The sequence below is a fragment of the Lacibacter sp. genome, assembly GCF_057361365.1.
This window is the reverse complement of sequence record NZ_JBMQSG010000016.1, coordinates 25470-50279: the sequence shown is the minus strand read 5'-3', so window position 1 is coordinate 50279 and position 24810 is coordinate 25470. Positions and strand designations below refer to the sequence as shown.

General features: G+C 40.1%; 22 protein-coding genes. 7 read left to right on the top strand and 15 right to left on the bottom strand.

All coding sequences use genetic code 11. The features are described 5' to 3' along the window. The first annotated feature begins 226 nt into the window (after window positions 1-226). Window positions 227-2116, top strand: a complete 1890-nt coding sequence (htpG, locus tag ACO1QW_RS15210) for a molecular chaperone HtpG (protein ID WP_486259959.1) — start codon at window positions 227-229, stop codon at window positions 2114-2116. 238 nt (window positions 2117-2354) lie between these two features. On the opposite strand, the gene ACO1QW_RS15205 is transcribed toward htpG, so the two are convergent. From ACO1QW_RS15205 to ACO1QW_RS15190, 4 genes are all read right to left on the bottom strand, one after another. After that, window positions 2355-5537, bottom strand: a complete 3183-nt coding sequence (locus ACO1QW_RS15205; protein ID WP_486259957.1) for a M16 family metallopeptidase — start codon at window positions 5535-5537, stop codon at window positions 2355-2357. 126 nt (window positions 5538-5663) lie between these two features. Beyond that, on the bottom strand, window positions 5664-6245 hold the full coding sequence (locus tag ACO1QW_RS15200; RefSeq protein ID WP_486259955.1) for a porin family protein: 582 nt from the start codon (window positions 6243-6245) through the stop codon (window positions 5664-5666). A gap of 96 nt (window positions 6246-6341) precedes the next feature. Further along, window positions 6342-7346, bottom strand: coding sequence for a hypothetical protein (locus ACO1QW_RS15195; RefSeq protein ID WP_486259953.1), 1005 nt, complete (start codon window positions 7344-7346; stop codon window positions 6342-6344). Window positions 7347-7416: 70 nt separating this feature from the next. Next, entirely contained in the window at window positions 7417-8673 is a 1257-nt protein-coding gene (locus ACO1QW_RS15190) for a metallophosphoesterase (RefSeq protein ID WP_486259951.1), read from the bottom strand. Window positions 8674-8867: 194 nt separating this feature from the next. Between ACO1QW_RS15190 and ACO1QW_RS15185 the strand changes: the two genes are divergently transcribed. The 3 genes from ACO1QW_RS15185 (at window position 8868) to fmt (ending at window position 11463) form a co-directional block, all read left to right on the top strand. Further along, the gene (locus ACO1QW_RS15185) at window positions 8868-9545 is read left to right on the top strand and encodes a metal-dependent hydrolase (protein ID WP_486259949.1); all 678 of its coding nucleotides are present in this window, start codon (window positions 8868-8870) and stop codon (window positions 9543-9545) included. 24 nt (window positions 9546-9569) lie between these two features. After that, on the top strand, window positions 9570-10394 hold the full coding sequence (locus ACO1QW_RS15180) for a ParA family protein (protein ID WP_486259948.1): 825 nt from the start codon (window positions 9570-9572) through the stop codon (window positions 10392-10394). 115 nt (window positions 10395-10509) lie between these two features. Continuing rightward, entirely contained in the window at window positions 10510-11463 is a 954-nt protein-coding gene (gene fmt / locus ACO1QW_RS15175) for a methionyl-tRNA formyltransferase (protein WP_486259946.1), read from the top strand. Window positions 11464-11553: 90 nt separating this feature from the next. On the opposite strand, the gene ACO1QW_RS15170 is transcribed toward fmt, so the two are convergent. Further along, on the bottom strand, window positions 11554-12543 hold the full coding sequence (locus tag ACO1QW_RS15170) for a LysM peptidoglycan-binding domain-containing protein (protein ID WP_486259944.1): 990 nt from the start codon (window positions 12541-12543) through the stop codon (window positions 11554-11556). 96 nt (window positions 12544-12639) lie between these two features. On the opposite strand from ACO1QW_RS15170, the gene ACO1QW_RS15165 reads away from it, so the two are divergent. From ACO1QW_RS15165 to ACO1QW_RS15155, 3 genes are all read left to right on the top strand, one after another. Then, window positions 12640-13275, top strand: a complete 636-nt coding sequence (locus ACO1QW_RS15165; RefSeq protein WP_486259942.1) for a ribonuclease H1 domain-containing protein — start codon at window positions 12640-12642, stop codon at window positions 13273-13275. 218 nt (window positions 13276-13493) lie between these two features. Beyond that, window positions 13494-13781: a YtxH domain-containing protein gene (locus ACO1QW_RS15160; RefSeq protein WP_486259940.1), complete on the top strand. Its 288-nt coding sequence runs from the start codon at window positions 13494-13496 to the stop codon at window positions 13779-13781. Between the two features lie 104 nt (window positions 13782-13885). Next, complete coding sequence (locus ACO1QW_RS15155; RefSeq protein WP_486259938.1) at window positions 13886-15529, top strand: ABC1 kinase family protein; 1644 nt, start codon at window positions 13886-13888, stop codon at window positions 15527-15529. Window positions 15530-15631: 102 nt separating this feature from the next. On the opposite strand, the gene ACO1QW_RS15150 is transcribed toward ACO1QW_RS15155, so the two are convergent. The 10 genes from ACO1QW_RS15150 to ACO1QW_RS15105 all read right to left on the bottom strand — a co-directional run bounded on the left by ACO1QW_RS15150 (window position 15632) and on the right by ACO1QW_RS15105 (window position 24692). Continuing rightward, window positions 15632-17014: a methyltransferase RsmF C-terminal domain-like protein gene (locus ACO1QW_RS15150; RefSeq protein WP_486259937.1), complete on the bottom strand. Its 1383-nt coding sequence runs from the start codon at window positions 17012-17014 to the stop codon at window positions 15632-15634. Continuing rightward, window positions 16995-17519: a hypothetical protein gene (locus tag ACO1QW_RS15145; protein ID WP_486259936.1), complete on the bottom strand. Its 525-nt coding sequence runs from the start codon at window positions 17517-17519 to the stop codon at window positions 16995-16997. Before ACO1QW_RS15145 ends, ACO1QW_RS15150 begins: the two co-directional genes overlap by 20 nt. A 2-nt stretch (window positions 17520-17521) precedes the next feature. Next, entirely contained in the window at window positions 17522-18322 is an 801-nt protein-coding gene (locus ACO1QW_RS15140) for an O-methyltransferase (RefSeq protein WP_486259935.1), read from the bottom strand. Window positions 18323-18398: 76 nt separating this feature from the next. Continuing rightward, on the bottom strand, window positions 18399-18908 hold the full coding sequence (locus ACO1QW_RS15135; protein ID WP_486259933.1) for a dihydrofolate reductase: 510 nt from the start codon (window positions 18906-18908) through the stop codon (window positions 18399-18401). A 153-nt stretch (window positions 18909-19061) separates the two neighbouring features. After that, window positions 19062-19295 carry a four helix bundle protein gene (locus ACO1QW_RS15130; RefSeq protein ID WP_486259931.1) on the bottom strand — a complete coding sequence of 78 codons (234 nt, stop codon included), beginning with the start codon at window positions 19293-19295 and terminating at the stop codon, window positions 19062-19064. A 75-nt stretch (window positions 19296-19370) separates the two neighbouring features. Further along, the gene (locus ACO1QW_RS15125) at window positions 19371-20189 is read right to left on the bottom strand and encodes a thymidylate synthase (protein ID WP_486259929.1); all 819 of its coding nucleotides are present in this window, start codon (window positions 20187-20189) and stop codon (window positions 19371-19373) included. A 60-nt stretch (window positions 20190-20249) separates the two neighbouring features. Continuing rightward, complete coding sequence (locus ACO1QW_RS15120) at window positions 20250-21482, bottom strand: proline dehydrogenase family protein (RefSeq protein WP_486259927.1); 1233 nt, start codon at window positions 21480-21482, stop codon at window positions 20250-20252. A 49-nt stretch (window positions 21483-21531) separates the two neighbouring features. After that, entirely contained in the window at window positions 21532-22374 is an 843-nt protein-coding gene (locus tag ACO1QW_RS15115) for a hypothetical protein (RefSeq protein WP_486259926.1), read from the bottom strand. Between the two features lie 82 nt (window positions 22375-22456). Beyond that, entirely contained in the window at window positions 22457-23311 is an 855-nt protein-coding gene (locus tag ACO1QW_RS15110; RefSeq protein ID WP_486259924.1) for a hypothetical protein, read from the bottom strand. A gap of 58 nt (window positions 23312-23369) precedes the next feature. Further along, entirely contained in the window at window positions 23370-24692 is a 1323-nt protein-coding gene (locus ACO1QW_RS15105) for an aspartate kinase (protein ID WP_486259923.1), read from the bottom strand. Window positions 24693-24810 lie beyond the last annotated feature (118 nt).

Here is a 24810-nt window from a genome sequence, read left to right as displayed (position 1 = left end):
ATCCAGGCAAAAATGATTATCGCAGTCAGATAAATTGCTCAATAATTTTTTACCGGGATTTCCTAAAATTCTTTTTTACAGGCATACATTCCCAAAGTCAGTGCCAAAAATCCCTTTGCATATGGTGAGGATCGGTTTTATTGCTGTCAATCTGGCAAACAAACCGCATTTGGAACAGCAATTGAGCAAGGAGTACCGTTGTAAATAATCGAAAAATCAAACCAATATGATACAGGAAAAAGGAACCATTTCAATTAACACGGAGAATATCTTCCCCATTATTAAAAAGTTTTTATACTCCGATCATGAAATCTTCCTGCGTGAATTAGTGAGTAATGCAGTGGATGCTTCCCAGAAAATGAAACGTTTGGCCAGCCTTGGTCATTACAGCAAAGAAACCGGCGATTTAAAAGTAACAGTGGCAGTGGATGCTGCAGCAAAAACCCTCACCATTTCGGATAATGGAATTGGGATGACGGCCGACGAGATCAAAAAATATATTAACCAGGTGGCTTTTTCGGGCGCTACTGAGTTCATGGAGAAATTTAAAGAGGCGAAAGATGCCAATGAAATTATTGGTCGTTTCGGTTTAGGTTTTTACTCCGCATTTATGGTGGCAGAGAAAGTAGAAATTCAAACTCTTTCGTACCAGGATGGGGCAACGCCGGCAAAATGGACTTGTGATGGCAGCACTGAATTTGAAATAAGTGAGGGCAGTCGCACAGAACGTGGTACTGATGTGATCCTTTACATCAACGGCGATTCAGAAGAATTTTTGGAAGAACATCGCATCAGTGCTATTCTAGATAAATATGCTAAATTCTTACCTGTGCCCGTGCAGTTTGGTACCAAGGAAGAAAGTGTTGAAGATGGTGTTGATGAAGAAGGCAAAACAAAATATAAATCTGTTACGGTTGATAATATCATCAACAATACTACTCCTATCTGGACAAAAGCACCCAGTGATCTGAAAGATGAGGATTACCTTGATTTCTATCGTGAGCTTTATCCGTTCAGTGAAGAACCTTTATTCTGGATCCATTTGAATGTTGATTATCCATTCAATCTTACTGGTGTATTATATTTCCCAAAACTGAAAAATGATTTTGAAGTACAAAAGAACAAAATCAAATTGTTCAGTCGCCAGGTATTTATTACCGATGAAGTAAAGGATATTGTTCCTGAATTTTTATTGCTGCTGCATGGCGTGATCGATTCACCGGATATTCCATTGAACGTAAGTCGTTCTTTCCTGCAGGCCGATAGCAATGTAAAAAAGATCAATAGTTATATCAGTCGCAAAGTGGCGGACAAACTCAGCGAACTCTTTAAGAAAGACCGTAAGAGTTATGAAGAAAAATGGAACGACATTGGTTTGTTTGTGAAGTATGGTGCTATTTCTGACGAAAAGTTTTATGAAAAAGCAAAAGACTTTTTGTTGTTCACAAACACCAACAAAGAGCATTATACATTAGACGAGTACAGTGCCAAGGTGAAAGATTTTCAAACCGATAAAGAAGGTAAACTTGTTTATCTCTACACCATCGACGCAGAACATCAACATAGTTTTGTTCAGGCAGCGCAGAAAAAGAATTATGATGTGTTGCTGATGAACTCTCCAATTGACACGCATTTTATTCAGCATCTTGAAATGAAGCTGGAGAAAACAACAATGAAGCGTGTAGATGCAGATGTTCCTGATAAGCTTATTGTGAAAGAAGATGCTCCGCAACACCAGTTGAGTGAAGAAGATCGCAACAAGGTGAAGGCCGTGTTTGAAAAAGCGATCAACAACAACAATATGAAGGTTGAGCTTGAAAGTTTACCAGCAGAAGCAATGCCGGTGACCATTACCATGGAAGAATGGATGCGCCGCATGAAAGATATGAGCAAGCTCGGTGGCGGCGGTATGATGGGTTTTTATGGCAACATGCCTGATACATACAATGTATCGATCAACGCCAATCATAAACTCATCAGCAAATTATTGAGTGCCGATGAAGCGCAGCAAACATCTATTGCCAAGCAAGCATTTGATCTGGCATTATTAGCGCAAGGTTTATTGAAAGGTGCTGATCTTACAGCGTTTGTTGAGAGAAATGTGGAGGTGATATAGTCCTGAGCGAGGTCGAGTCCTGAGCGGAGTCGAAGGACGGACTGGAAGAATCGAGCGGAGTCGAGATTCGACTTTTCAAACTCTACCCGATAAAAAAGAATAAGGCCGATGCATTGCATCGGCCTTATTCTTTACCCCCCCCTTTCATTCACGTTAATAGTGCTATATTTCACTACCCCTCCATGGAGGGGATGAACCTTCCTAAACTTATCACTTATCATTCATCACTTATCACTCATCACTCCTTCCACTTAAACACAATAGTTCCGTTTTTCTTTTTATCACTCTCCACGGTTATGTTATAAACCTTACCACCTGCTGTAATACGCATCAAAGCTGTGTTAGGAGGCGTTTTACCGAGGTTCTCTGCAAACATTACCAACGTGTTTTTTCTGCCCTTTAATGCCTTTACATTAAGCATTGTCACTTTAGCGGTTAATAGTTTTTTGCTCAGAACCGGATAACTGTTGAAATAAACCGTTACGCTGTCGCCATCAATTTCACCATTGTCAAACAATTCAATTTTGATCTCAGGTTTATCGATCTCAATGGTTTGAATAATATTGTTATCACGCTCAGCTGTTTTCTTTTCTTCGCCCGGCACATAATTCTCAGGCATCTGGATAGCGGTAAACACATTTGGCCCGTTCAACAATTTAGCTGCAGCCAATTGCACATCTTTCACGGTAAGTTTATCAATATACTTTTCATAGTTCACAAAATAATCGATGTTGTTTCCGGGAAACTTGCTTTCGGTAATAGCAGCTAACCAATCTTCATTTTCTTTGATATCGATCTTGTGCTGCTCACGCCATTGCTGTTTTACTTTCTCAAGATTCTTTTGTAATGGACCTTTAGTGGCAATCTCTTTTATTTCCCTGTTGATTGCTTTCAGCAATGTATCGGCTTTCTCCGGCCCGCATGGCAATTGAACAGCAAACGTGTAATTATCGTAAGGCTCACTTTCAAGTGATCCAAAAATGCCACCGCCATAAATACCGCCAATCTTTTCACGCAACTCTTCAATAATGCGGATATTCAACACTTCTGTTGCAGCCTCCGCTTTCATTTCCATATCCTGGCTGTAAGGCACTTCACCTGAATGAAGCTGAAGAATAAGACTCCGTTCATCTTTGCCCTTCTTCACCACCATTTCTTTTTTCCCTTTTATGGGGCGAACTTTATTATCAACTGCTGCAAACTTTTTTGATGTTGCCGGTAAGCTACCAATATATTGTTCAATCAGCGGAATGATCTCTGCTTCTTTAAAACTTCCCACAAAAACAAACTCCATGCTGCCTGCATCACTGAAACGTTCTTTATAAATTTCAACAGTACGCTTGAGATCGATCTTACTAAAGTTCTCTGCTTTCGGCAAGGCAACAGGTGTGAGTGGATCATTATTATACAGCACACTGTAAAACGTATCAATAAATGCAAACTGCGGATTAGCACTCATCATTGCATACTGCGAACGGTTACGTTGCACGTAAGATTTAAATAACGACGTATCCAATCGTGGACTTGTAATTGTCAACCATGTAAGCTGGAACAGTGTCTCCAGATCTTTCACTGTAGAACTACCACGCACACCTTCACTTGATGAGTTGATATATGGATTTACCTGCACCGTTTTTCCCGCTAACACTTTACGCAGGTCAACAGGTGAAAACTCCCCTACTCCCATGGCCTGTACGACAGCTACTGCATATTCTGCATTGTATTTATCAGCAGCACTGTAATGATTTTTACCGCCGGGACGAACAGACGACATTAATATTTGATCAGCTTTAAAATCAGTTGGCTTCAAGGTTACTTTAATACCGTTACTCAGCGTTAATTCTGTAGTACCGAGTTTAGCATCTTTTTTAGTTGCTGTTACTTTACCCGCCGCAGGTTTCTTTTCAACCAACGAAGAAGCAACCACTTTATCTTCATAAGGTTTTACATCTGCTTTTTCAGCCGCAGGGAAATACGCCAGAATCTCTTCCTCCGTAGGAAGTTTATCACCTGCCTTTGGCTCAGGTTGAGTGATGTAAGTAAACCGATTCTCAACTCCTTTTACATATTTGTTTACCAATGCATTCACTTCATCAATTGTAATACCCGGCAACAATTCTTTTACTTTATTGAATTCATATTCAATTCCGGGTGATGCTTCCTGTTTCAGGAAATAGTTGATATACTCGTCAACATAATTTGCGCTTTCATTTTTATCACGGTTATTGTATGCACGCTCATAATAACTTTCTGTTGATTTTTTACTGCGTTCCAATTCCGAAGCGGTAAATCCAAAACGTTTTACACGCTCCACTTCTTCCAGTAAAGCCTGCAATGTTTTCTTTACATCACTGGTGCCCGCACCTGCATAAATGGAAAATGCATCATAACCTCGTGCGTAGGAACCAAAACCACCTGATGCAAAATTGAAAGGGGGATTTTCTTTTTGTGTTAACTCCTGTAAACGCTGGTTAAACATGCGCAGGAATAAACTACGGATAATGCTGTTGCGATAATCAGCAACCGTAGTCATTGCTTCGAATTTAAACACGGGATAGTTGATGGAAACTTCACTTGAAGGAGCTTCCTTATCAGATAAGATCATTACCTGGTTCGATGCATAAGGTTTTACTTCAGCATATTTTCGTTCACGCAGCGTCGCAGGATTTTTTAATCCTGAAAAATGTTTACGGATAAGAGATTCAGCTTGTTCAACCGTAATATCGCCAACCACTACAACAGCCATCAGATCGGGACGATACCAGTCTTTATAAAAACGACGGATGGCATCATGTTTAAAATTTTTAATGATGCTGTCTTTACCAATAGGCAAACGATCAGCATACAATGAACCTGCAAACAGAGCAGGAAGAATTTTACGAAACATGCGTTCATCAGCACCTTTTCCTAAACGACTTTCTTCCAATATAACTGCACGCTCTCCATCAATATCATCGGCAAGGTTCGATACGTTGTGTGCCCAGTCTTCAATGATCTGGAAACCTTTCTCAAGATTTCCGGGCTTGTCAATCGGAATGGGAAGAATGTACACTGTTTCATCGAAACTGGTGTAAGCATTGAGATCGTTCCCAAAGCCAACACCAATTTCCTGCAGATAGGAAACGATATCATTCTTTTTAAAATTCTTTGTGCCGTTAAACGCCATATGCTCGGTCATATGAGCAAGGCCCAACTGATCATCGTCTTCATTAATAGCACCTGCATTAACAACTAAACGCAGCTCTACTCTTTTCTCAGGTTTCTGATTGGGACGAATGAAATATGTTAACCCGTTTTCCAGTTTTCCTGTTTTCACTTTCGCATCGAAGGGGATTTTTTCAGTGGTTTGTTGTGCAGTGGTTGCAGTGAACACAAACAATAAGAAGGAAAGAAAGAACAGGTGTGATCCTTTACGTTGCATAGATAAGTTTTAAGAATATAAATATAAAAGTTTGCGTTGAACAAGCCTTTTAAAACATGACAAATGGCAAGCAATAAAAAAGCCCTCCTTGAAGGGAGAGCCTTTTCTTTATAGTGAATGTAAGTATTAGAGCGCTAAACCAACACCAAGCTGAAAGCCGGTTGTTTTCCATTTTTCCTGATCGCCAATATCATTAATATTATTTAAACCTATCGCATAACGGCCATACAATCTTATACGCATGATATTAAGTTGTGCACCAAATAACATTGAAAAATCACCGTTCTTGAATGCTTCCTTCCCGTTGTCGATAAAAGTTTTATCCTTATTCAACAAAATTCCGAATTGAGGACCAGCCTGCAACGATAATACTTTTGCTGGCTTATACGTGAGTAACAAAGGAACACTAAGATAATTAAGCTGAGGATTCTTTACGTTTTCATCGAGGTTTTGATAGATGGCTTTAAACCCGGATGCTGTGTCAGAATTGATCTGGTTCCATAACACTTCAGGCTGTAAAGCAAATTTTTTTCCCAACGGAATTTCGGCAAATACACCAAGATGATAACCGAGCTTATATTGTTCATCAAAACCTTTACCCTCAATTTTACCAATGTTTGCACCAAGTTTTGGACCAATACGGAATTGTGCAAAAGAAGTTGCTGATGCGGTGACTGCGACAAGAAGGATAACAAGTGACTTTTTCATTCTATATGATTTTTGTTGTTGTATTAACGGCGAAATAAGTGCCAATCATTTTTTATACGCTGTAAAAATATGTTAAGAAGAACCGTGCCAAACTTTTTAAAACATAAACCCTGTTTGCACACTATACAATGCACTCCATTTGTTTTCTTTACTTAATAAGTAATAATCGAGATATAACTGGGGATTCAAAAAGAATTTACCAATATACCAACTCGCATCTAATTGCAACCCCACCGACTGAAACTGGAAGGCTGCTTTTTGAGAAGATGTTTCGGAATAATTACGGCTACGATCGAGCAGACGCCGCTGACGAATACTTCCTTTTGAATCAATGGTTGCTTTGCTCCTCGAACCTAATATCATTAACGTTGGCTGAATATTAAAGTAATCGTTTTTGCCAATACCATCGAGTACAAGATTATAGCGCACATAAGGAATGAACGACAGATCCCTTATTACTACATCTGAGGTATCATTCACATAATAATATTGCCATACCAACTGATTGGTTAAAGGCATGCGTATTTGCTGCGAATCGAGGTATTGCATGGTTTCACGGTAACGGCCACCCGAAAACCCCAACATCGCTCCATATTGAAACTTGTCTTTGCCAAACTGCAAATAAGCCAGTACATCATTATCATAAGGTGATGATGCATTTAAAAATTCTTTTTTACCGAAGAATCTTGTATATGAAATACCGTAAGATGCTTTTTCGCCTTTCAGGTAATCATAAGAAAGCGTTACGGCATGTTGCAACAATTGTGTTTTTCCTGTTTCCATAAGCAGGTAATTATTGTAGGTGATGCCGAGTCCGCTTTTATGATAATAGCCAATAGTTGGAGTAATATTGAAATTAGTTGCCGATTGCTGCGCATTCAACGCAACGTTACGCACGCTGAATTGTGTGTTACCCACACCCACCGAGAGAAGTAAATAATTCCTGGGAGCCTTTATGGAATCGTAGAGATCAAGAAATGCATCTATCTCCTTCTCAAGAGAATCAACGTTAATAGCTGTTGAATCAGTTTTCGTTTCCTGTGCGGTTACAGAAAACCAAGTACAGCAGATCGTCAGAAACAGAATAAGCGGTTTCAGCATAAAGGAATAGGGCGGTTGGTTGCAAAGCATAGACCAAACTGCTGCAAGATAGTTTAATGGAGCTAAAAAATCAGGAGAGCTCTATCAATGTGATCTCGGGCAATATACCTACACGGCCCGGGTAACCGATAAAGCCGAAGCCACGATTCACATACAATTTCTGTTGCGCCTCTTCATACAAACCGGCCCATTGCTTGTATACATACTTTACAGGGCTCCAGCGGAAACCGGGAATCTCCACACCAAACTGCATACCGTGGGTATGTCCTGCCAATGTGAGCGCAATGTCCTTGTATTGGGATGTTACTTCCGCATTCCAGTGCGAAGGATCGTGGCTCATGAGTATTTTAAACGGAATGTCTTTTGCCTTTGCATGCGTTTCATCCAGTTTACCAAACGATGGGAAGTTAACTTTTGCACTGGTATTATCAACACCAAGAATAGCGATCTGTTCCCCGTCTTTTTCCAATACCACATGATCATTGCTCAGCGTTTTCCAACCTAACTGTTTGTGTACATCCACCACGCCTTTTGCATTTGCCAGCTGCTTTGCAGTTACTTCTTCTTTTGTAGCACCAGTAGGGAACCCATAATCATGATTACCTAATGTAGCATAAACTCCATGCGTCGCTTTCAATTCGGAAAATACATCCATATAATCTTTCATTTCATCGGCACTGTAGTTTACAAGATCACCGGTAAACAACACCACATCTGCATTCTGTTCATTGATCTTTTCAACGCCCCGACGCACCGCTTCTTTATCGGTGAAACTTCCGCTATGTATATCGCTTACATGAATAATTTTGAATCCTTTGAATGCAGCAGGCAAATGCTGAAAACTCAAAGCCATTTTTTGAAGGTGATATTTGTATTTATTGCCGAAACCATAAACCAGTGAAGTAAACAATCCACCGCCTACTGCCAGGCCTGCCCAACTTAAAAACATGGAACGGGTAATGCCTGTGCCCGTACCTGCTGTTTTGGAATTCCAGCTTGGGAAAATAAAACTGCCTGCCCACTGCAGCACCCTACGCACATCATCAATCAAAAAGAAAGCGCTGGCCAGCAGTTTGGCTAAAAACAAACCAATTACAACCGCAAAAGCATACGTTCGCAAGAGCTTATGCCATGCTTCGTAGTTAGTGAAAGTGAGACTTAGCATTAATGCAAAAGATAGAATGCTGATGCCCCAGTAAATACCAAAAACGATCAGTCGTGTTCGAGGCGCCCAGGTATCGGCCACTGCACGGAGTGCCTGGAATACATAAATGTCGATCAGGAGAAAAATGATAAGGAAGATCCATGAACCAGCTAAACGTCGCATAAGTATCAAAATTGAGAAATAAATCAAACACCCACTTGTTAAATTTCAAACAGTTAGGCAGGTTTAGTATAACATGCGGGGGATAAGTATTGTTCCCGAATATTGGCCTGAACCCTTATTTTTGTCAGGATGGCTTTGCTTGTGTTTTCAGCACAAGTTTTTGTTTATCAAGCTTCATCAAACCCATTTACGAGATGACGTTCACTTATTACGGCCATTCCTGTTTTAGCATAGACGTGAAAGGAAAGAAATTACTTTTCGATCCGTTTATTTCGCCTAATGACCTGGCGAAAGGGGTGCATGTAGACGCTATTGAAGCTGATTTTATTTTGGTAAGCCATGGTCATGAAGATCATGTGGCCGATCTTGTTTCCATTGCCAAACGAACCGGCGCATTGGTGATTTGTAACTGGGAGATTTATGTGTGGCTCCAAAAACAGGGAGTGGAAAATGTTCACCCCATGAACACAGGCGGCAAAAAAGCATTTGATTTTGGAGCGGTGAAATGTGTTACCGCACAACATTCATCATCGCTGCCCGATGGAACTTACGCCGGCAACCCGATGGGCTTTGTGGTGAGTTGTGAAAAGAATTTTTATTACAGCGGCGATACTGCTCTTACCCTCGATATGCAATTGGTACCACAAGGTTCACCACTTGCTTTTTGCATTTTGCCCATTGGTGATAATTTTACGATGGGATATGAAGATGCAGCAAGAGCAGCACATATGATGAGCTGTCATACCGTAATTGGCGTGCATTATAATACCTTTCCGTACATTGTTATTGATGAAGAAAAGGTGAAAGATCATTTTCAACATAACGGACTTGATCTGAAGCTGCCGGGTATTGGAGAAACCATCACAATTTGAAATTGAAAACTGAGTGTTGATATTATGGGTCGAATAATTGGAATAGCGAATCAGAAAGGCGGTGTGGGAAAAACCACTACCGCTATAAATCTTGCCGCAAGTTTTGCTGTGCTCGAATACAAAACATTATTGGTGGATGCAGATCCGCAGGCGAACAGCACTACCGGTGTTGGGTTCGATCTGCACAATGTGCAGCAAAGCCTATACGATTGTTTTGTAAATGGTGCCAATGCAAAAGATGTGGTGCTGAAAAGCGAAATTCCTAATCTCGATCTTATTCCTTCGCATATTGACCTTGTAGGTGCTGAAATTGAAATGATCAACCAGCCCAACCGTGAATCAGTGATGAAGCAATTGCTGCAACCATTGAAAGAAGAATATGATTTCATCATCATAGACTGTTCTCCGTCGCTTGGGTTAATAACAGTAAATGCATTAACTGCAGCCGACGCAGTGGTAGTTCCTGTGCAGACCGAATTTTTTGCGTTGGAAGGTTTGGGTAAATTACTCAACACCATTAAGATCGTACAAAGCCGTTTGAATCCTCAACTTGTTATTGAAGGTATTTTGATGACGATGTATGACGGACGTTTGCGTTTATGTAACCAGGTGGTAAGCGAAGTACGCAGGCACTTTGAAGGAATTGTTTTTGATTCAATTATTCATCGTAATACCCGTTTAAGTGAAGCCCCCAGCTTTGGTAAACCAGTTATTTTATACGACAGTGAAAGTAAAGGTGCTGTCAACTATCTCAACCTTGCTAAAGAAATTCTGCAACGTAATAATCTCACCAAAATTAACCAGGAAGATAAGGTGATTGAGATGGACGAAGAAGAAACAGCTAATTGAGGAATTTCAAACTGCTCGCAAATACATTATCGTTTTTTATTTTTTCCCGGCACACTTCATTCGCTGGCTTGAAGCTTGCAACTAATAGCTAAAAGCTTTCCTATATTTTTGCTTTATGGTTACAAAAGAATCTCCACGAATTGTTTTTATGGGCACACCTGAATTTGCAGTTGCATCGCTTGATGCATTAGTGAAAGCAGGATACAATGTGGTGGGTGTTATTACAGCACCTGATAAACCTGCTGGTCGGGGAATGAAATTGACAGAAAGTGCAGTAAAAAAATATGCATCAGAACATGGCTTGTTTGTATTGCAACCGGAAAAACTGAAGAATCCTGTTTTTTTAAAAGAACTGATTGCATTGCGTGCCGATCTGCAAATTGTTGTTGCATTCCGTATGTTGCCGGAAGCCGTATGGAAGATGCCTGTAATGGGCACCGTGAATGTTCACGGAAGTTTATTACCTCAATATCGTGGTGCCGCTCCTATTAACTGGGCAGTGATCAATGGCGAAGATGAAACAGGTGTTACCACTTTTAAACTGAAGCATGAAATTGATACAGGTGATATTTTATTGCAGGAATCATTTTCTATTGGCGAAGATGAAACAGCTGGCGAAGTACATGATCGCATGAAAGAGATCGGCGCACAGTTGCTGGTAAAAACAGTGGATGGATTGGTAAATGGAACGCTCGAAGAAAAGCCGCAATTGTCAATGGTGAATGGTGAATTGTCAATTAAACATGCACCAAAAATTTTCACAGAAACATGCCGCATAGATTTTAATAAGACGGCGGAAGAAGTGCATAATCTTATTCGTGGCCTCTCTCCTTTTCCCGGTGCGTTTACCACGTTTAATGAAAAGACGATGAAGATCTATCTGTCGAAGAAAGAAGTAACAGCAAGTCGGCCCGCTGAAAGCGACCTGACAGACAACAGCTTTGCTACAGATGGAAAAACCTTTTTAAAGTTCGCCTGCAGCAATGGTTTCATCCATGTAATAGAATTGCAACTGGAAGGAAAGAAAAGAATGTTGGTAGAAGATTTTTTGAGAGGGTATAGAAGCTAAGAGTTTGAAAGACGAAAAGAAGTTATAAAAAGAGAAAGGCAACATAATTACATGTTGCCTTTCTCTTTATCTCTTTCACTTTTTTATCTCTTAGCTCTTCCCCCACACCAATTCTGCATTAAACTTCTCTGCACTAATACCCAACTGTGCTGCAGCTGAATTACTCAGGCGGAATAACAAACCACTACCGGGGCTAGTTTCTTCCACGCTGCCCAGCACTTTTGCATACACCGATTTTCCATTAGCAGGATTGCGTACCATGATGATGGTACCTTTTTCAACATTATCCATCAATACATAATATTTTCCATCGCTCCAGCCACTGGTGCTTTTAAATACTGAACCTGCACCATTATTACGATCCGTACGACGACCATTATTCGACTGGCGGTTAAACTCATCTTTAAAAAATCCATTACCACCATAGCTGGCAGTACTTACTTCCATCTTTGGTTCTTCCTTTTTTGGTTCAGGTTTTGGTTCTTCCTTCTTCACCACCACTTCCTGCTTTGGCTCCTCTTTTTTCACAACCACATCCTGCTTTTTGGGCTCTTCAACTTTCGGCTGTTGTTTTACCACGTTTGGTTCGCTTCGCACATTCATACCTTTTGCTGCAAGTGGCGATAATGTTTTATCAACTTTTAAGAATCCAACGATCACTTTATTACCGGCACTTACTGCTTCAACATTATTCCATGATTTGATGGAAGCATTATCTGTTCCAAACAACTGGCTCAGCTTGGTAAGATTTTCACCTCCCTTTACAGTATGATAAACAGGGACCACTGTTTCATTTTCTTTACGGGTACCTGTTTGCCAGAAATTCACTTCATTCAACGGTATTTTGATCTGTTGACCAATGCTTAAAGCCGAAGTCAATTCAAGTCCGTTATAAGGCGCAAACACTCTTGGACTGATATTGTAAATACGACCAATGCTGTAAAAGTTTTCTTTGGGCCCAATGCTATGCACAAGGTAGGGTTTGCCCTGGTTATCTAACTGCACCTGCAACGGCGTAGTTTGTGCAATTGCCATTACAACCGTTAACAACATTGAAATAAATAAAGAGGCTCTCTTCATGGGATCATAATTAGTTTCACTGCAAAGATGCAGAATTCCGTGAAAGTATTGTGTCAAACTAAAGCTTAACGTTTCTTTTGCTAACATTGCATTCACATGAGCAACAGCAAGCAGAAATATTACGTGGTGTGGAAAGGGAAAGAACCCGGCATTTATACCAACTGGAACGATTGCAAGTTACAAGTGGAAGGTTTTACCGGTGCTGCTTATAAATCATTCACTTCAAAAGACCAAGCGGAACAGGCATACAAAGAACATTTCGCAAAACATATATACAAAAAAGAAAAAACAGAAAGCACCAAAGATATTTCAACTGTTGGCACGCCAATACATGAAAGTATTGTGGTGGATGCTGCATGGAACAGTGTACAGAAGGATATGGAATACCAGGGCATTCTCTATAAAACAAACACACGCATTTTCCATATGGGCCCGCTTGCAAACGGCACAAACAATATTGGTGAATTTTTAGCCATTGTACATGCGTTGGGTTATTGCAAAAAACATGAATTGCATAAAATGCCCATCTACAGCGACAGCCGCAATGCCATTGGCTGGGTAAAAGCAAAAAAATGCAAAACCAACCTCGAACAATCTGCAAAAACGCAGCACATCTTTGATTTGATCAACCGTGCAGAAAACTGGTTGCAGCAAAATAAATACAGCAATAATATCCTGAAATGGGAAACAACAGCCTGGGGCGAAAACCCTGCTGATTTTGGAAGAAAATAATAGGTTTATAGTTTTTTGTTTATGGTTTAGGGATTGGCGGGTTTAAGGTGAGCACTGAATTAACTGTACAAGAGTGCGACGCCAATGCTGCCCCGCATTATTCCACAGTTGGTAACGAAAAACTATAAACCACAAACAATAACCTTACTCCCTGTCCTTTTTTTGGCAAGGTTCTTGAAAATTCATGTTTATTATTCACCTCTTAAAAACACAGCAAAATGAGTATGAAATTAATTTTTGCCTGCGTAGCGGCAGGGGCGGCTGTTGGTATGCTGATGGCACCTGAAAGTGGAAGTTCAATTCGTAATATGATCACTGATAAATACAATGATCTCAGGGAACGCTTGTATAAAGTAAAGAGCAGTAGTGCAGATGTTGCAGAACTAAAAGAAGTTTTTAAACACGAAATTGCAGGTTTGAAAGAAGATACGAGGAAGCGTGTGCTTGAAATATTACAAGCCACGAGAAACACCGGTAATCATATAAAAGAACAACTGGTTTCTTAAATTATTAATGGATGTAAATAAAGGGAGTCGGTTACCGACTCCTTTTGTATTTTACCATGTATTACTAATGCTCAGCCCATTCATCAACGGTTAAAAATCATTCTATGTGGATTTTCAGGGTCAATCGTTTATTCAGGAACAGCTTCAGGCTTATCAGTATTTTATTTATCATCAGTAAGCATGCTATCCGTAACTGGATTAACAATAACCGTTTCCTCAGGAGAATATTCGATCCACGTGGCAATAATCTAACCACACGTGCAGAGCGTTTGCGTTTAATGATCGAAGACCTGGGGCCCACCTTTGTAAAGTTTGGACAGATCGTTGCCGACCGTCCTGATCTTGTGAGTGAACAATTAAGAAATGAGCTGAAGAAACTGCAAACATCAGCAAAGCCCTTCGACAATGAACATGCCTTTCGTATTATGGAAGAAGAGCTCGGCGATCCCGTTCACGAAGTCTTTGAATCGATCGATCAAACCCCTATTGCTTCTGCATCCATTGCCCAGGTGTACAGAGGAAAACTTCGTAATGGTGATATGGTTGCGGTGAAAGTGCAACGTCCGCATATCAAACAAAAAATTACAATTGATCTTGTGTTAATGAAAGTGCTGGCTGAACAGGTGGTAAAATCATACCCTGAGTTAGCCAGTTTTAATGTGATTGAATTTGTGGAAGACTTTGGCACCATCATGAAAAAAGAACTTGACTTCGCCAATGAAGCATCGAACATGATGCGTTTTTCCGAAATGTTTAAATACGATGATTACTGTTACATTCCAAAAGTGTATACACGATACACAACGCAGAAAATGCTGGTGATGGAATTTGTAATGGGCACGGAGCCCGATGCGAAAGAAGAACTTCTTGCCAAAGGTTATGATACCAAACAAATTGCAATGAACGGTACACAGATCATTTTAAAAATGATTTTGAAGCATGGATTTTTTCATGCCGATCCGCATGCAGGCAATTTGCTCATTCGTGATAACAACCAGGTGGTATTGCTTGATCATGGCATGACAGCAAGTTTAAAACCTGCGCAGATACAGGCGCTCATTAATTTCATGCTTGGTTTTGCACGACAGGATACGCATCGTATCAGCAAAGCATTGCTTGCACTGCTGAATATTAATTTCTATAAAGACCAGGCAGATCTTGAATTTGAAGTAGGCGAGCTGATTCAGAAATACAGTTATATCCCTTATGACAAAGTTGATATTTCTAACTTGCTTGCCGATACGTTTAATGTTATTCTGCGTCATGGTTTAAGTGTGCCAACGAACCTTTACATGCTTCTCAAAACGCTGGGCACCATTCAGAAATTTGCAGAAGCATTGGAAGCTGATGTTTCACTCATTAACATGATTGAACCATTTGCAAAGGAAAAGATCAAAGAGAAATTTAGTTTTGATACCATTGTAAACAAAGTCATCAATTCTGCTGAAGATTATCTTTACATCGTCGATCGTTTGCCAACAGATATCAAGGAGATCGTTAACAATCTCCGCACCGGTGTATTAAAACACGAGATCAATTTCAGGGAAGATAGTTTTACCAATAAAGCGTTGCGACAGAATTTCAATCGTCTTGCATTTGTATTTATTCTTGGCTTGCTGATGATCTGCGCAACTTTGATGATGATCTACCAACCAAGCAGCGGTGGCATTAAAGTACTATTTTATAGTACGGCCGCCATTCTAATATGGACAGGATTCAAGTTGCTGTTTAATACGAAATTTAAATAGTGACAATGGTGAATTGTCAATGTTGAATTGTGAATGAGAAGTTAGCATCCATGATCAACCAGCTAATGGTGGTCTGTCGTCCATCGGCTGTGGTCTCTTCACTCATCTCATCAAAATCCGCCATTCTTTAGGATAATAGTTGTTGATGCGGTTGCCAAGTAATTTCATCCAGCCAAGAGGATGATTATTATAGGTAGCCAATGTCCACCCTTTTGTTGACTGATCAATTACAATTTCATTTTTTCGTAAATAGTCTAGTGCTTGTTCCTTCGTTAGTTCAACTTTTGTAACAGATTCACTGATGATGGTGCTTAATGCCAATGCATGTTCAGGCAAAAGATCATTTTTGGCAATAGTGCCTAACTCCACTCCTGCATAACGCACTTTTAGTTCCTGCATGAGATACTGTATGGTTTCATTCCATTGTGTTGGAACAGCAGCAATGTTTTGTCCTTGCTTGATAAACGTTAATCCTGCTGATGAATTGATCCAGTTCGCTGCAATTGTTGCTTCCTGTTTTGACGCAAGCTGCGTGATTTTTATTTTGATACGAAGCGGGTCTGGCTCCTCCTTTTTCTTAAATGCTGCAATAAAAAAACCTTCGCCCTTTACTTTATATGGCCAGAAACGATAACCAAAAGCACAGGTTTTTGTTTCCACTTCATCGATATTCCAATCTGCTTCTACTCTCAACTTTACACTTTCCACTTTGAACTTTTCATTCATCCAATCAAGAATTTCTTCATCTTCCTCTGCCGAATAAGAACAGGTAGAATAGATGAGCACGCCATTTTCTTTCAAACAATTCCATGCGTCAGCTAAAATTCGTTGTTGCCGCTGACTGCAGAGATTTACATTATCGACACTCCACTCTTTTATAGCTTCTGCATCACGTCGAAACAAACCACTGCCGCTGCAAGGAGCATCAATGACCAGCACATCAAACAAACCATGCAATTTTGAAAAAGCATTGGGATCATTATTGGTGACAACCACATTACCTGCACCCCACTTGATCATATTTTCCTTTAGAATGTTTACTCTTGCCTGTATCACTTCATTACTCACCAATAAACTTTCTTTGCTGATGATCGATTGCAACAGCGTTGATTTGCCACCTGGTGCTGCGCAAAGATCAAGTACAAGCAACGGTTGCGAAAGATCCACCGTTTGTTTCATCGCCTCTTCCAAAAACATACTGCTTGCTTCCTGCACATAATAAGTTCCAGCATGTAGCAAAGGATCAAGGGTAAACAAAGGACGTTCGCTGAGGTAATAACCGGAGGGTGACCAGGGAACAGTAGAGTGAATGGTGAATGGTGAATGGTGAGTGAAGCGCTGCGGATGAACATTTGTTGATGAAGTATTATCTATTGAGCATTTCAACGGATTGAATCGTAAAGACACAACCTGCTCTCCACCTGCATGCACCCGCACAAAAGCATCCCGATCAAAACTATTGATCTTACTTAGCAAAGTGATCAAGGAAGCCGGTAGATTCATTTTCTTCTAATGGTTCTTTTTCTTTAAGCGAAGTAACAGATTTTACCATTGCAACGAGAAAAAAGAGACGAGCAATTAAAAACAGAAACCATCCTATGATTAAACTCCATTTGTGAAAGCCCCGAAAAATATGTTGGTTGTCACGAGGGGTATACATCATAACTAGAATGGCAGGTCCAGCTAACTGAAAGATTGGGAACAGAAATGAAGAAACAAACGACATTTGCAAATGATACTGAACATGTCTTCTTTCAAAATATCTATTGCGTAATACAAGATAACAGATTGCTTCTCCAAATAAAATCACAATAGGTAAAATAGTATCCCATTGAAACACGATAAGAGGAGATGGCCGGGCATCATCTTCGTATCTCTCATATAACATTTTAAGTGACCAATAGGAAAGCATTAGTAATGCTCCTTTAAAAAGAGCAAACGATATCATTGTCCAAAAAGCCCGTATATATCTAATGCGTTGATGTTTCATAATTAGAACCGTATTACAAAATGCTCTCTCTCCTTCTGCTCCTTCCTCAAGAACACCAGCCCAATAAAAAACAGATCAACTGTCAACGTAACTGACGGATGTTGTTTAACGATCTCCCATGCTTCTTCCATTTCTTTGCTCCAATGAATATCATCAAATACAAAAACCGTATCATGATCAGCCTTTGCAATCAACTGTTCAAAATAACGCAACGTGGGTTCTTTCCGATGATTGCCATCAATAAAAATAAAATTAAACGGCTGCATGGCTTTATCAATAACCGCTGGCAACGTTTCATCAAAGTTGCCTGTAATGATTTTGATATTGCTTAGTTGCAATGCTTCAAATTGTTGTTTGGCAACTTCTGCAATAGCCGGCGACCCTTCCATCGTTATAACTACAGAATCGGGCTTTGCCGTGGAAAGATAAGAAGTAGTAATACCAAGCGATGTGCCCAGTTCAAGTATCTGCATTGGTTGAAAGTAATTTACCAATCGATACAGCAACTGTGCATATTTTTTTGGCTTCAATGATGTGGCTGCTACTTGCTTTACTGCCCTTTGTTTTGTTAACCCCTTTGCGGAACCGGCACCAAAATCTTCAACTGTAAGAATAGTTTCATTCTTTAGCAATACGGTTCGGTGTTCTTCTATTTCTGTATAGGCTTTATATTTCGTTTTATCGTTCAATACTTTTATCACCAGGTCATATACAAATGGTGAATGGATACCGTGCCCCTTTCCGTTGGCGGCAGTGATATAATAGTGTAAATATTTTATAGCAAGTTGAAAAGCTGAATACATGGAGGAAATGAAAAATTAAAAATTAGACATGAAAAATGAAGAAGTAAAAGGCCGCATACTTTTCACTTTGCAGCTTCTACTTTTCACTTTCCCTATCCCACTGTTGAATGGAAAAAGAATAAGCATGTTTTTCATCTGCTTCAAAATCGGTACTTCGTGTAAGATTCCATTCTTCAGCAGAAAATGCAGGGAAGAAAGCATCGGCTTCTAAATTCACATGCACTCTTGTTAAATAAATACGATTCGCAATTGGCATCGCCTGCTCATAGATTTGTGCACCACCTGCGATCATGATTTCTTTTGTTTCAAGTTTCTTCGCCAGTTCCAGTGCATCATCAAGCGATTTTGCAAACCAAACATTATCGTATGCCGATGTTAAATCAACTTGTCTTGAAATAATAATATTTGTACGCCCTGTCAATGGTTTGCTTCCCACTGATTCAAAGGTTTTTCTCCCCATGATCACGGGCAACGCCCAGGTTGTGTTTTTAAAAAACTTTAGATCAATTGGTAAATGCCATAATAATTCATTGTTACGACCGATGGCGTTGTTGGATGCTGCAGCGACAATTAAAGAAATCAACATGAATGAAGAATAAAAAATTAATAATTAGAAATGAGAAGCTGTCGGTTTTAATGCTTCTTTCGTCGTTCGTCATTACTTAGAGCCGTCTCAACACTTTTCAGAAAAATAGCCATCAACTCGTTACTTTCATTAAAAGCTTGTTCAACTTTTTCATCAACTACAACAGGCTTCCTTTAAGCACATTCGCATTTTATGTATAAAATCAGCTCTTGATTCAGCTGCTTGCGCTTCTCCGTAAATCAAAGCTGGGGCAGTTCCACTTTTCGATAATTGGTATTCTGAGTTTTGACCGGCTTTTGAAGATGGGAGTAGTTCGCAAACATCGAGACACATACATGCAAAATCAACCAGTCTGTCTTCCAAATCAAACTTGTTATTGTTTTCCATATGCAGTGTTTTTGGTTTAGCATTATTCTGTAGCCTGCATCACTTCTTCATTCTTAATTCCCCATTTTTCATTCTTCACACTGCAACCGGTGCTTTAATAGCTGGATGACTTTGATAGTTCTCCAGTGTAAAATCTTCAAATTTAAATTCGAAAATATCTTTTACTGCAGGATTTAATTTCATCGTTGGCAAGGCAAATGGCGTGCGGCTTAATTGCAAATTCACCTGCTCCATATGATTGCTGTAAATATGTACATCACCAAACGTATGTACAAAATCTCCTGGCTCGAGATCACAAACCTGCGCAATCATCATTGTTAACAAAGCATATGATGCAATATTGAACGGCACACCAAGAAACACATCGGCACTGCGTTGGTATAACTGGCAACTTAATTTTCCTTCAGCCACATAAAATTGAAAAATAGTATGACAAGGCATCAACGCCATCTTTGGCAAATCAGCTACATTCCATGCACTGATAATTAACCTGCGGCTGTCCGGATTTTTTTTGATCTGTGCGATGAGATCTTTCACTTGGTCGATCATAACTCCATCAGCTCCTTCCCAACTACGCCACTGCTTACCATAAACGGGACCAAGCTCTCCGCTTTCATCGGCCCACTCGTCCCAAATGCTCACATTATTTTCTTTGAGGTATGCAATATTCGTTTCGCCTTTCAGGAACCAAAGCAGTTCATGAATAATGCTGCGCATGTGCACTTTCTTGGTAGTAACCAACGGAAATCCTTCGCTTAAATTAAAACGCATCTGGTAACCAAACACACTCTTGGTGCCGGTTCCGGTACGGTCGGTTTTCTCCACGCCATTATCCAGAATATGCTGTAGTAAAGAGAGGTATTGCTGCATGGCTGCAAGGTAAAGAAAAGGCATTAGCCGATAGCATTCAGCCGGTGGTTGTGGATTGATTGTGTACAGACAAAATCTCCCAAATCACTTCACTCCCCTTCTCGCCAATTCCTTTTTGATCAACAGCAGTTCTCTTCCGGTTTGGCCGCTTACAGAACTGTTTTCCTGTGCACGGCGCATAAGATATGGCACCACATCGTGAATGGGGCCGAAGGGTAAATACTTGCTCACAGAATAACCTTCTTTAGCAAGATTGAATGTGATATGATCGCTCATGCCATACAGCTGGCTGAAATGCACATGCGGATGATCATGCGGCAATCCTTTGCTGTGTAATAATTCAGCTGCCAGTTGGTTGCTGTGCTCGTTGTGCGTAGCTACAATAGTTGCAATACGATCAACATGTTGAATACAAAACTCTACAGCACGATTATAATCACTATCGCATGCTTCTTTATCGGGCTGAATGGGAGAAGGATAATTCATATCCACAGCACGTTTGCGCTCCTTTTCCATGTATGCACCACGCACGAGCTTTATACCAAGAATGAAATTTCTTTTTTCTGCTGCTTCGTAACAATCATGCACAAACTGGTAACGATCATGACGATAAAGTTGTGCTGTATTATAAACAACTGCTGTTGTTTTGTTGTACTGATCCATCATGAGCATCGTTAAGGCATCAACAGGATCCTGGATCCATGTCTCCTCTGCATCAATTAAAACACCCACTTTTTTTGCTGAGGCTGCAGAACAAATACGTTCCATACGATTGCAAATGCGTTGCCACTCGCCACGCTCTTCAGTTGAAAGACGTTCAAGTGCATGTTCATAACGGCGGATGAGTGTACCGGTATCTTTGCTCATCAGGTCATCCATTTTCTCCAGCAATGCAAAACGGGAAACGCCTGTTACTTTCACACTCATAAAAGGAATGTTTGCCTGCGTAGCGGCGTAGTCAATCACTTTAATAAACTCATCGCAGGCATGATCTTTTTCCTCTTCGCCATAGTCACCGCCTTCCACACCATAATCAAGAATTACCTGCACATGAAATTCTTCCAGCTTGTCGGCAACCTTTGCTGTTTCCTGAAGTGTTTCGCCTCCAATAAACTGTTCGAACAACGTACTGCGGATAAGACCTTTTACTGGAAGCCCTGCTTTAATAACCCAGGGAGTGATTCTTGTGCCAATATCAACCAGCCATTGATAACCCATTGAGGAAAAAAGAAAATGTGCTTTTTTCAGTTGCTGGTCGTTCTTGTATTCAAATGCGGTGGCTGTATTCTCGAATGAAACTTTTGAATTGTTAGGCATGCTATCTACGATTAGAGGCAGCAAATATAGTAGAAAAACAAGCGCTAGTTTAGTTCTCTTTCCTTTTGAATATCAGTAGCGAATTCCGTATATGCCCCGGTTCCAATATGTAAACATGCGACTGTTGCTGGTGATTAACAGTGAGGCGAATATTCAACTTGTTTTGCGCAACCGATTGACTAATGACGATAATATCGCTCGAACCTGTCGGCAATTCTTTTAATCTTATTTTCAATGGTCTCTTTGAAAGATCATGTTGCTCAGCAATAAGATCACCATTAAAAAAAACACTGATAGTATCTTGTTGGTTATTACCGGCTGAATTAAACTCAAGAAGAATGTCTGAGCTGTCTACTTCAAGTTCAGCAACTTTTTGGTAAAGCCTGTTTTCGGGTTGCAGCACCACCTGGTTTTTTTCAAAACCTTCGTATAACTCCTGCACGTAGTTGTCAATCTCATCTTTGGAAAGCTCTGAAATAATTGTATCTGTTTGGGAGGCGGTAAAATCGTCACATTCCTGGGTTCGCCAGCACCAGCTTCCGGCTAATTTTTTAACTGAATTTCCCTTGGGAATACTTAGACAAAGTTCTTTAAAATACGCACAATCTGTTTTCGACATCGCTACACCCCTTTTCACTTCTTTTACATTCAGACAAATCCTTCCGTTGGCTACACGCCCAGCAACTATATAATCACAACCGAAAGATGTATTACGGTCGTAGCCACGGGAATAAAGAACACCAATATATTCACCGTCGCTTTCAATTAGCTCCAGCCGCACATTCATCTTTTGTTTCTTATTCTCATGAAGAAGAAAACTTCCTTCCCACACGCCGGTAATATTTTGTGCAAACAAAGTTGAACAAAATACAATGGCATTGAAAAGTAACATGGCTCTTGTGTACATACTCGCTCAAGATACAATTACGAAATAAATGAAAAATATAAATGGATGAAAAAAGAAAAATCTATCCTCACAATTGATCCGACACAAATTCCGGGAACCTGTCTGAATACAAATCTTCCTTTTTGTACCTCAATTCCAGTAACACATCACCCCTTGCATCAATGGTAGTAATCCATTCCTTCTTTTTCCTTCCTTGCCGGAACGTGATCTTCACATCCAACTGTTCACCTGCAACAGAATTATTCAACAATACAAGCCGGTTCAATTGACCAATCTCCTCCAGCTTTATCACTAAACGATTATTCACTAAACTGAAATTTGTTGCGATTGCTTTACCATTTAACCGTGCACCAAGAGTTGCTTTCGGTTCTTTTGCTACGGAGCTTACTGTAATTACTATTCGTCGGTAATCCACTTTGAGCTGATCTATTTTCTTTGTCTCAGGCACCGTAATTCGTTTGATCAGGTCATTAATTTCTTCCCGGGCTAATTCCGAGATCTCTGTTGACGTTTTTTTAAGAACAAATACTTCTTTGCTATCTTCTATCCAAAACCAATACGCCTTTGCAGTAGTGCTGTCTTTGACATTGAGTGCTATTTCAACTTGTTTAAATGACGCACAGTCGTTTTTCGAGATCACAACTGAACGTTGCACATTTTCCGATCCAATAACCAATCTTTTATTTTCGAACCATCCATGAACAATATAATCGCAGCCATAAGTCGTGTTTTTTTCAAACCCGCGTGTTGATATCATGCCATGAACCCGGTTGCCATTTTGTATTATTTCGATACGCACATTCATTTTCTGATGATTGCCATGCATATAAAAATAACCTTCCCATACCCCGGAATAATTCTGCGCAACAGAAGAGGAAACAACACTCAACAAGCAAAAAAATAACAATGCCCGTAATTGCATATTAACTCAAAATACAATTACGGGCATTAACCAGAACAAAGGAACCACTAATGTTGTGTTAATCCAATCCAAAAATTCCTTTGTTCAATACCTGCAAGGTTTGCGTTTTATAAGATGCAGGCACTAGAAGTGAAACGTTATGCGGACTTCCGCCATAACTTACCATGCGAACAGGAATATCGGCAATGCTTTCGAAAAGTTTTGCAAGGATATGTTCTGTTTTACCAATTTCATTGCCCACAATACTTACAATTGCCTGGTCTTTATCCAGCTCAACTGCACCAAACGGTTCCAGTTCACGAATGATCTCATCAAGATGTGCATTGCTGTCGATGGTTAATGAAACAGCTACTTCTGAAGTAGTGATCATATCAATTGAGGTGCGGTATTTCTCAAACACTTCAAACACTTTGCGTAAGAAACCATACGCTAATAACATGCGGCTACTCTTGATCTTAATGGCAGTAATACCATCTTTTGCAGCAACAGCTTTTACTCCAACGCTTCCTGCCTGCTCAGTAATAAGAGTGCCTTTTGCATCGGGCTGCATTGTATTCAAGAGCTTAACGGGAACTTTGTAATGTTGCGCCGGCCATATGGAGGCCGGGTGCAAAATTTTTGCACCGAAGTAGGCTAACTCAGCAGCTTCATCAAAGCTCAATTGCTCAATAGCCACCGTTTTTTTAACAATACGTGGATCGTTATTATGCATACCATCAATATCGGTCCATATTTCACAAACCGATGCGTTGATAGCAGCGCCAATCAATGAAGCACTGTAGTCGCTTCCGCCACGTTTTAAATTATCAACTTCGCCTCTTGCATTACGACTGATATATCCCTGCGTGATAAAAATCTTTTTGTCTTTGTTTTGATTTAACAGCTGACTAAGCTTTACTTTAATACTGCCGATCTGTGGTTCTTCGTACGCATCGATGGTCATGAAATCCAACGCTGGTAACAGCATGTGATTGATTCCTTTTTCTTCGAGGTAACAGCTGAACATTTTTGTGCTCATCAATTCACCTTGTGCAAGAATATCTTTATTCAATGCCTCGTTAAAAGAAATCTTCAGAATAATATTCAGGAATTCAAAATGCTCAGCAATAATTGCACGGCATTTTGTTTTTGCTTCTTCCGTTGAAAGTAAATTGTTGATGAATGTTTGATAGTGTGCGTCGAGTTTATCGATCACCTGTTTGGCTGCCTCACGATCGCCATTGGCCATAGCAGTTCCAATTTCAACCAATGAATTTGTTGTACCACTTAAAGCACTTAATACAACGATCTTTTCTTCTGAATCACGGGTGATCAGGGTTGCTACATCGTGCATTCTTTCAGGTTTCCCAACTGAGGTACCGCCAAACTTCATCACTTTCATTACCGTAGGTTTATTTGTTTTATTTTAGTCCACTGTCGATAGACGACTAACGACCAATTTGTTCATTATTTATAAATCCTGACTGATAGTCGACCACTCATCATTCATTACTCATCAC

Coding starts and splice junctions, on each gene's coding strand:
- htpG (WP_486259959.1), top strand. CDS start 227: ATGATACAGGAAAAAGGAACCATTTCAATTAACACGGAGAATATCTTC.
- ACO1QW_RS15205 (WP_486259957.1), bottom strand. CDS start 5,537: ATGCAACGTAAAGGATCACACCTGTTCTTTCTTTCCTTCTTATTGTTT.
- ACO1QW_RS15200 (WP_486259955.1), bottom strand. CDS start 6,245: ATGAAAAAGTCACTTGTTATCCTTCTTGTCGCAGTCACCGCATCAGCA.
- ACO1QW_RS15195 (WP_486259953.1), bottom strand. CDS start 7,346: ATGCTGAAACCGCTTATTCTGTTTCTGACGATCTGCTGTACTTGGTTT.
- ACO1QW_RS15190 (WP_486259951.1), bottom strand. CDS start 8,673: ATGCGACGTTTAGCTGGTTCATGGATCTTCCTTATCATTTTTCTCCTG.
- ACO1QW_RS15185 (WP_486259949.1), top strand. CDS start 8,868: ATGACGTTCACTTATTACGGCCATTCCTGTTTTAGCATAGACGTGAAA.
- ACO1QW_RS15180 (WP_486259948.1), top strand. CDS start 9,570: ATGGGTCGAATAATTGGAATAGCGAATCAGAAAGGCGGTGTGGGAAAA.
- fmt (WP_486259946.1), top strand. CDS start 10,510: ATGGTTACAAAAGAATCTCCACGAATTGTTTTTATGGGCACACCTGAA.
- ACO1QW_RS15170 (WP_486259944.1), bottom strand. CDS start 12,543: ATGAAGAGAGCCTCTTTATTTATTTCAATGTTGTTAACGGTTGTAATG.
- ACO1QW_RS15165 (WP_486259942.1), top strand. CDS start 12,640: ATGAGCAACAGCAAGCAGAAATATTACGTGGTGTGGAAAGGGAAAGAA.
- ACO1QW_RS15160 (WP_486259940.1), top strand. CDS start 13,494: ATGAGTATGAAATTAATTTTTGCCTGCGTAGCGGCAGGGGCGGCTGTT.
- ACO1QW_RS15155 (WP_486259938.1), top strand. CDS start 13,886: ATGTGGATTTTCAGGGTCAATCGTTTATTCAGGAACAGCTTCAGGCTT.
- ACO1QW_RS15145 (WP_486259936.1), bottom strand. CDS start 17,519: ATGAAACATCAACGCATTAGATATATACGGGCTTTTTGGACAATGATA.
- ACO1QW_RS15140 (WP_486259935.1), bottom strand. CDS start 18,322: ATGTATTCAGCTTTTCAACTTGCTATAAAATATTTACACTATTATATC.
- ACO1QW_RS15135 (WP_486259933.1), bottom strand. CDS start 18,908: ATGTTGATTTCTTTAATTGTCGCTGCAGCATCCAACAACGCCATCGGT.
- ACO1QW_RS15130 (WP_486259931.1), bottom strand. CDS start 19,295: ATGGAAAACAATAACAAGTTTGATTTGGAAGACAGACTGGTTGATTTT.
- ACO1QW_RS15125 (WP_486259929.1), bottom strand. CDS start 20,189: ATGCCTTTTCTTTACCTTGCAGCCATGCAGCAATACCTCTCTTTACTA.
- ACO1QW_RS15120 (WP_486259927.1), bottom strand. CDS start 21,482: ATGCCTAACAATTCAAAAGTTTCATTCGAGAATACAGCCACCGCATTT.
- ACO1QW_RS15115 (WP_486259926.1), bottom strand. CDS start 22,374: ATGTTACTTTTCAATGCCATTGTATTTTGTTCAACTTTGTTTGCACAA.
- ACO1QW_RS15110 (WP_486259924.1), bottom strand. CDS start 23,311: ATGCAATTACGGGCATTGTTATTTTTTTGCTTGTTGAGTGTTGTTTCC.
- ACO1QW_RS15105 (WP_486259923.1), bottom strand. CDS start 24,692: ATGAAAGTGATGAAGTTTGGCGGTACCTCAGTTGGGAAACCTGAAAGA.